Origin of the sequence: uncultured Anaerotruncus sp. (assembly GCF_902490045.1) — a bacterium.
Classification (GTDB): domain Bacteria; phylum Bacillota; class Clostridia; order Oscillospirales; family Ruminococcaceae; genus Anaerotruncus.
The window spans coordinates 1-7,019 of sequence record NZ_CABUCJ010000119.1 but is presented as its reverse complement, the minus strand read 5'-3'; the positions used below and the strand labels follow the sequence as shown (position 1 = coordinate 7,019).

The window sequence follows — 7,019 nt, the reverse complement described above, 5'->3', positions numbered from 1 at the left end:
CATCCGGGACCCGCCTCTTTTCAATACAGATTACAGATTAACCGATCTCCACGGTAATGGTTCCCTCTTCGGAATCATACCGGCTGTTGCTCGGGACAAATTTAAACTTGTATTCACGGCCGTCATCAATGGTGTTGCTGTCGTTGCTGACCCATTTAACGGTGCCCTTGACTTCGTCGCCGTTGTCGTCGTAGGCCTTGACGATCTTTTTGAGGTCGCTGAGAAGCGATTTCAGCTTGACGTCTTCGTCCTTGGCATAGAGGACGTCCTTTTTCAGCACGAGCTCAATATCGCCGGAGGCACTGTCGAGGTAGATTTTCACCGAGCCGTCGACCGACGCGTAGGACTTGTCGTCAGGCGTGAAGGTGAAGGTGTAGCTCTTGCCGTCCTGGACCGAGCGGTTGTTGGAGGTGGTCCACTTGGCGTCGCCCGCGAGGTAGGTGCGGGTGGTGTAGTCATAGACCTCGAGGTTGTCGTTGAGCTCGTCGAGGATGTCGCCGAGGGTCGCCTCATCCTCGTCCCAGTAGATCGAATTGATCTTGACGCGGTAGTCGCCCTTCGTGCCGGTGGAGGCGGTGGAGGAGGAGGCGGGCTTGGTCGCGGCGGGTTTCGTCGCGGGAGCCGCAGCCGCGGTCGGAGCAGCCGTCACGGCGGCGTTCGCAGAGGTGGTGATCTTCGCGGTCCTGGAGGTGACGTCCTTCTTGGTGACCGCCGCGCCCTTGGCCAGCGTGATGTTGGCGGCCGCGGTCACCTTGAGGGTGCCGACCTTGCCGTTGATCGCGACCGGGTTCGGGGTGTCGACCGTCATCGTGGTGACGTTTCCGGTCGCGCCGAGGGTCACGGCCACGCCGTCATTGAGCTCCTTGGCGAGCGTCAGGGAGGCCATCGGGCCGCTGAGCGTCAGGGAGGTCTGTTTGCCGACCGTTATATTGCGGGCTTTGCCGGTCGAATCGGTAAAGCAGACGAGCAGGTCGCCGTCCTTGTGGGTGGTCAGCTTGATGTTGGCGGTTTTGATCGGATAGGAGGCCGAGGCGCCGTTACGCGTGAAGAGAATCTTGTCCGCCTGTACGGTGACGCTGTAATTGGTGCTGGCGGTCTGGGTGGTCGCGGCGCTCGCCATCACGGCGAGGCTCAGCACCATCATGGCGGCCAGCAGGACCGCGGTAAACTTCTTGCCGAGCTGTTTCATCATCTTGTCCCCTTTTCTGTTGACGTTGGTTGTTTGGGTTTTTCCCGCCCGCCGCGGGATTCTGTATCTATTATACTATGGAAATGTTTCCAGTTCAATTATAATCTGTGTCCGATCTGTGTTTTGTCAAAATTCGTCAGCCGGGCGAAAGGCGTCTTCCCCGGCGGGCCGGGACGGGCGCGGCCTACAGGTACCGGTAGACCGCGCGGTTGCGCCGGAGGAAGAGGGCGGCGACCCCCGCGGCGGCCAGCTCCGCAAAGGGGACCGCCAGCCAGATTCCCGCCACGCCGATCGCCTTGGGCAGCAGGAGCAGCGCAACGATCAGGAACCCGAAGGTGCGCAGGAAGGAGATGGCGGCGGAAACCCGCCCGTTGGAAAGCGCGGTGAAAAACGCGGAGGCAAAGATATTGACCCCTGCGAAGAGAAAGCTCAGGGAAAAGAGCAGGAAGCCTTCCCGCCCGATCTCATAGACCGCCGTGCCGGGCGGGGAAAAGACCCCCACGAGAGGCCCCGCCAGCAGCAGGGAAATCCCGAAGACGACCGCGGACGAACCGCCGATGAACACGGCGCAGATTTTGAAGAGCCGCTTGAGCCGGCGGGTATTCCCGCTCCCATAGTTGAAGCTGACGACCGGCGCGACCCCCATCGAAAAGCCGAGGTAAAGCGCGGTCAGCAAAAACTGCGCGTAAAGCACGATGGTGATCGCGGCCACCCCGTCCTCCCCGAGGTAGCGCAGCATGAGGATGTTGAAGAGGAAGGTGGTCACGCCGGTGGAGATGTTGGTCACCATCTCGGAGGAGCCGTTGAAGCAGCTCTCCCCGAGCACCCGCCAGTCGAGCTTCGGGCGGGCGAAGCGCAGCAGATTTTTGGAAAAGAGGAAGTAGGCGACCCCCGCGAAAGCGGGGATGCACCAGCCGATGGCGGTAGCCGCCGCCGCGCCCGTAATCCCCATCCCGGCGGGCACGATGAGCAGGTAGTCGAGCGCCGCGTTGGAAATCCCCGCCGCAACCGTCAGCCCGAGCCCGAGGCCGGGCCGCCCCGCCGTGACGAAAAAGCTCTGGAAGAGGATTTGCAGCACCGACGCGGGCACGAAGAGCAGCAGCGTGCCCAGATACGCCTTGCAGTCGGCCATCAGGCGGCCGTTCGCGCCGAGCATCGAACAGAGCGGTTCGAGGAACGCAAGGCCCAGAACGCTGATTGCCACGCCCGCCGCGGCGCCCGCCACGACGACGAGGGCAAAGCTCTCCCGCGCGCCCTTCAGGTCGCCCTCCCCCAGCTTGCGCGCGACGACCGCGCTGCCGCCAGTGGAGAGCATGATGGCGACCGCCAGCACGAGGTTGAGGGCCGGATAAACGATATTTGTGGCGGAGAGCGCGTCGGTGCCGATGAACCGGGAGACAAAGATTCCATCCACGATGCTGTACATCGACATGAAAATCATCATGATCACGGTGGGCAGCGCGAACAGCAGCAGGGACCCAAAGTGGAATTCCCTGGAGATTGCGGGATGCATGAAAATACCTCCTGTTGTAAAAAAAGTCACTGCGGACTATAATAAACCATCGGGTAACCCGATAGTCAAGGGGGATTTTATAAATGGGAAAGAATCCGCAGTACCTTACGACGGGGGAGTTCGCGCGGCTGTGCGGCGTGACCAAGCACACCCTCTTCCACTACGACGAGCTGGGCGTCTTCTCCCCCGCCGTCAAGGCGGAAAATGGCTACCGCTACTATTCGATGGCGCAGATCGACGTTTTCTACGTGATCTCCACCCTCAAGGAGCTCGACATCCCGCTGCGGGAGATCAAGGCCTACCTCGACCGGCGCAGCCCGGAGGAGCTGGTCCGCCTGCTTCAGGGGGAGGCGCGCCTGCTCGACGAAAAAATCCGCCGCCTGCGACGGATGAAGGAGCTCATCCGCAGGAAGGCGGAGCTCACCAAAAGCGCGCTCGCACCCTGTCCGGAGGGTCCGTGCGTCCGCCCGTTTCCCGAAAAATACCTCGTGCGCACCCAGGTCCCTCCCCTCACGAGCGAGCGCAGCATCGCCCTGTCGCTGGCCGAGCACGTCCGCTTCTGCGACGGGCATGGGATCGTCAGCCCCTACGCGATCGGCTCGATGATCGGGCTTTCGGAGGTCGAGCGGGGGGATTTCACCCACTACTCCCACTTCTACACCCAGCTGGATACGCCGCCCAGGGACCTGCCCGTCTACGTCAGGCAGGCGGGCAGCTACCTCTCCGCCCGCCACATCGGCGGCTATGACTCCGCGCCCGAAACCTACCGGCGCCTTCTCCGGTATGCGCGGGAGCACGGGCTCATCCCGGCGGGCAGCTTCTTCGAGGACGTGCTGCTCGACGAACTGTCGGTCAGCGGGTATGAAAATTACGTCCTTCAGATCTCCATCCGCCTGGAGGACGCGGGAGAGGCAGGACGATAAATGGCCGGAGGCGCCGCCCCGGCCATTTCCGCTTTATTGTTCCCACCCGGCGGGCCGCGTCAGCCGTTCGGGCAGGAGGGTGCCTCCATTTCCCCGGGCGGCTCCCAACTGCCCCTGTGTCAGAAAGACGCACTCGCGCAGGTCCGCGTCACGCAGGTCGGCGCCACGCAAATCCGCGCCGATCAGGTTGGTCCCGTAGAGGCGGCAGCCCCGCAGGTCGGCGGCGATCAGCACCGCCATGCCGAAATCCCGGCCCGTGAGCCGCGCGCCCCGCAGGTCCTTTCCCGCAAAGCCGCCCCCGGGACGGGCGTCCGGGCCGCCGGCCGCCCGCCGCACCTCCTCCCACACCCGGTGCAGCAGGACGTTGACCCGCCGCTTGCAGGGGGCGGCGTCGAGCGCCGCCAGCTTCGGCGCGGGCAGGCGCAGCAGCTCGAGCAGTTCCGCGACGCGCGCGCCCGTCTCCGCGCGGAGCGGCGCGGCGGGCTCCAGCGCGGCCGCCTCGGCGAGGTACCAGAGCATCTGGTGGAGCCGCTGCACCGTCAAAAAAGCGCCGAACATCTCCCCGGCGTCGATCTCCGGGCTCCGCCAGCCGCGCCCGCCGTAAACCTCCCGCGTCACATACTGGCCCGCGCCGAAGCAGTCGTAAGCGGCGCAGCCGTGCAGTCCGCGCGGGCCAAGGCTGTCGTGGACGGCGCAGCGATCCTCCGCCGTGAGGTATTCGCAGGGCTTCCCGGCGGGCTTGTCGGCCGGGAAGCCCTCGCCCGCCGCAAAATAGAGGGCGACGCAGCAGAGCCCGCAGCAAGCGCCGCAGTCAGCCGCGAGCGTCCGCTCCAGCGCGCGGCAGGCCGAGGGGCCGTGCAGGGCGGGACGGGGCGTCCCGGCGCGGGGACGCTTCACGGCTCCCCGCGGCGAAAGGCCGCGAGGTAGGCCTCCACCGAACGGGTCATCTCGCGGGAGAAATCCGAATTGTACTTGCGCCCGCAGAAGGCCGCGAGCCACGCCTCATAGCCGTCCGCGCCCGATTTGGGGGCGAACATCTCCCGCAGCTCGTCCGTCCCCATCCGGCGGTAGCGGTTCTCGTGCACGATGTGCTCCAGCGCGCACCGTTCCGGTTTTTTGCGGGCCCGCTGCCCCGCGGTCGGGCGGCCGAACACCACCATTGCCGCCGGGAAGACGTAGTCCGGCAGGCCGAGCAGCGCCCGGTGCTCCTCGCAGCGCTCCATCACGTCCCCGATGTAGCAGGAGCCGATGCCGAGGCTCCACGCCGCGGTCACGGCGTTCTGCGCCGCGATGAGGCTGTCGTCCACCGCGAGCAGCAGGTCCCCCGCGCCCGGCAGGCGCGGGGCGCATCCGCCCGACAGGAAGGCGTCGTACCATTTCTGGCAGTCGGCGCAGAAGATCAGCACGAGCGGGGCCTTCGCGATAAACGGCTGGTGGTCGCAGCTCTCGGCCAGCCGCGCCTTGATTTCCGGGTCGGTGACGTCGAGGATCGTATACAGCTGCTGGTTGCCCGCCGTGGGGGCGTTGACCGCGGCGAGCAGGACGGCCTCCTTCTCCGCCGGGGAAACCTCCCGTTCCTCAAAGACGCGGACCGACCTGCGCGAAAGCAGGCTTTCTATGATCTCGTTCATGGGGCTCCTTTCCCACAGATGGGATGCGGCTTTCGCCGCATCCCGTCCGGTTCAGATGATTTCGAGCGCCAGCTCGACCATGTCGTTGAAGCTCGTCTGCCGCTCCTCCGGGGAGGTAATCTCGTCGGTGACGACGTTGTCGCTCACCGTCAGCAGGGTGAGCGCCTGGATGTGGTGCTTCGCGGCCAGCGTATAGAGCTCGCAGGTCTCCATCTCGACCGCGAGGATGCCGTAGTCCGCGAGCATCTTCGTCTTTTCGGACAGGTCGTCGGAGTAAAAGCGGTCGCTCGTGAAGATCGGCCCGACGGTGGCGCGCATCCTCTTCTCCCCCGCCGTCTGGTAGGCGCTCATCAGCAGCTCAAAGTCCGCCGACGGCGCGAAGGAGATCGGCCCGAACCGGCATTTGTTGATGTTGGAATCGGTGGAGGCCGCGGACGCGATCACGACGTCCTTGAGCCTGAGCTCCGCCCGCAGGCCGCCGCAGGTGCCGACGCGGATGATCCGTTTGGCGCCGTACTCCTGCATGAGCTCGCTGGCGTAGATGTGCATCGACGGCATCCCCATGCCGCTGCCCTGCACCGAGACGCGCTTGCCCTTGTAGGTGCCGGTGAACCCGTACATCCCGCGCACCTGGGTATAGCAGGCCGCGCCCTCCAAAAAGGTCTCCGCGATGTGCTTCGCCCGCAGCGGGTCGCCCGGCATCAGCACCTTGTCGGCGATCTCGCCCGGCCTGGCTCCGATGTGGATACTCATTTGACTGCCTCCTTTATCTTGGTGATTCGTCCGTTCCCGGGAAATCCTTCCCATTGCCTGTCCCCATTATACGTTACCCGCACGTCCTTTTCAACCGGTAAGCAGGCGCGCGGGCACGTCAAATTCCGGAGCCGGTTCGATCGTCGGAATCAAAAGGCGGTATCGCTTCTCCGGCCGCGGGGATTCCCCGGCTGACGGCAAAGAGCGGGGGCCGGTTTTACGACCGGCCCCCGCTCTTTTCTTTTACGCATCCGCGCCGTCCTCTCTGAGGCGTTCCAGCCGCGCTTCGATAAAGCGCGGCACCTCCTCCCGGGGGATGCCGAGCGCGGCCGCCAGTTCCCCGAAGAGCAGTTCCTCGGCGCGCTTCATGAACCGTTCGTCCACCGTGCCGATCTTGTGGCGCTGGCCCTCCACCTCCTGCTTTTTTGCGTAGATCGACATGGTCAGCTCGACCAGGTCCGCGCTGTCGTAGGTTTTGAGGGAGCTCGCGTAGTGCTCGGACAGCTCCCCCAGCGCCCGGCTGTAATAGGCCTTCGCCCGGACGGTGGGGATGCTGTCGATCAGCGCCTCCGCCTCCTTTTTGGTGAGGATCGGCCGCATAAACACCTTGTTGCCGTTCACCGGGGTGCGGATGACGCACTCCTGGTAGAGCGGCCGCATCGTGTAGTAGGGCTGCTCCCCCGCAGCGCCCGGCACCTTCTGCATGGCGATGTCCGCCACCTCGCAGACGCCCGTTCCCCCGTAAAAGACCAAATCTCCAACCTGATACATTCCCGACTCCCTCCGAGGTCTCCCGCCCGGGGGCGGAAGCCGCCGTACTCATTCTTCGCAGTTCTCTCGCGTCCGTCCCGGGCAGCCGGGCGGCTGAACCTCCGCCCGCCGGGACCGCGTTTTACATCTATATTTTACCACAAAAAGCCGCCGCGATGTAAGCAGAAAATTTTTTTGCGCGGGAACCTCCTTTCCCGGCGTCCCCTGCGCGCGAAAAATCCCGCCGCGTGAGCGGCGGG

The 7,019-nt window shown here is 64.8% G+C and carries 7 protein-coding genes; 1 reads left to right on the top strand and 6 read right to left on the bottom strand.

What is annotated here, in order from left to right; translation table 11 throughout:
• Positions 1-37: 37 nt before the first annotated feature.
• Both RDM88_RS10780 and RDM88_RS10775 read right to left on the bottom strand, forming a co-directional pair.
• Positions 38-1,189, bottom strand: a complete 1,152-nt coding sequence (locus RDM88_RS10780; protein WP_308754846.1) for a hypothetical protein — start codon at positions 1,187-1,189, stop codon at positions 38-40.
• A gap of 184 nt (positions 1,190-1,373) precedes the next feature.
• Positions 1,374-2,702: an MATE family efflux transporter gene (locus RDM88_RS10775; protein WP_308754845.1), complete on the bottom strand. Its 1,329-nt coding sequence runs from the start codon at positions 2,700-2,702 to the stop codon at positions 1,374-1,376.
• Positions 2,703-2,785: 83 nt separating this feature from the next.
• Between RDM88_RS10775 and RDM88_RS10770 the strand changes: the two genes are divergently transcribed.
• A complete protein-coding gene (locus RDM88_RS10770) occupies positions 2,786-3,625 on the top strand; it encodes a MerR family transcriptional regulator (RefSeq protein ID WP_308754844.1) in 840 nt (279 codons plus the stop codon).
• 33 nt (positions 3,626-3,658) lie between these two features.
• Here RDM88_RS10770 and RDM88_RS10765 read toward each other — a convergent pair whose 3' ends face one another.
• The 4 genes from RDM88_RS10765 to RDM88_RS10750 form a co-directional block, all read right to left on the bottom strand.
• Complete coding sequence (locus RDM88_RS10765) at positions 3,659-4,522, bottom strand: pentapeptide repeat-containing protein (protein ID WP_308754843.1); 864 nt, start codon at positions 4,520-4,522, stop codon at positions 3,659-3,661.
• Complete coding sequence (locus RDM88_RS10760) at positions 4,519-5,256, bottom strand: nitroreductase family protein (protein WP_308754842.1); 738 nt, start codon at positions 5,254-5,256, stop codon at positions 4,519-4,521. Before RDM88_RS10760 ends, RDM88_RS10765 begins: the two co-directional genes overlap by 4 nt.
• Before the next feature lie 51 nt (positions 5,257-5,307).
• Positions 5,308-6,009, bottom strand: a complete 702-nt coding sequence (gene deoD, locus RDM88_RS10755; RefSeq protein ID WP_308754841.1) for a purine-nucleoside phosphorylase — start codon at positions 6,007-6,009, stop codon at positions 5,308-5,310.
• 243 nt (positions 6,010-6,252) lie between these two features.
• Positions 6,253-6,780 (bottom strand): CarD family transcriptional regulator, encoded by a 528-nt coding sequence (locus tag RDM88_RS10750; RefSeq protein WP_308754840.1) that lies wholly within the window; start codon positions 6,778-6,780, stop codon positions 6,253-6,255.
• Positions 6,781-7,019 lie beyond the last annotated feature (239 nt).

Excerpts from the sequence above, each read along its gene's own strand:
- RDM88_RS10780 (WP_308754846.1), bottom strand. The coding sequence starts at position 1,189 with ATGAAACAGCTCGGCAAGAAGTTTACCGCGGTCCTGCTGGCCGCCATG.
- RDM88_RS10775 (WP_308754845.1), bottom strand. The coding sequence starts at position 2,702 with ATGCATCCCGCAATCTCCAGGGAATTCCACTTTGGGTCCCTGCTGCTG.
- RDM88_RS10770 (WP_308754844.1), top strand. The coding sequence starts at position 2,786 with ATGGGAAAGAATCCGCAGTACCTTACGACGGGGGAGTTCGCGCGGCTG.
- RDM88_RS10760 (WP_308754842.1), bottom strand. The coding sequence starts at position 5,256 with ATGAACGAGATCATAGAAAGCCTGCTTTCGCGCAGGTCGGTCCGCGTC.
- deoD (WP_308754841.1), bottom strand. The coding sequence starts at position 6,009 with ATGAGTATCCACATCGGAGCCAGGCCGGGCGAGATCGCCGACAAGGTG.
- RDM88_RS10750 (WP_308754840.1), bottom strand. The coding sequence starts at position 6,780 with ATGTATCAGGTTGGAGATTTGGTCTTTTACGGGGGAACGGGCGTCTGC.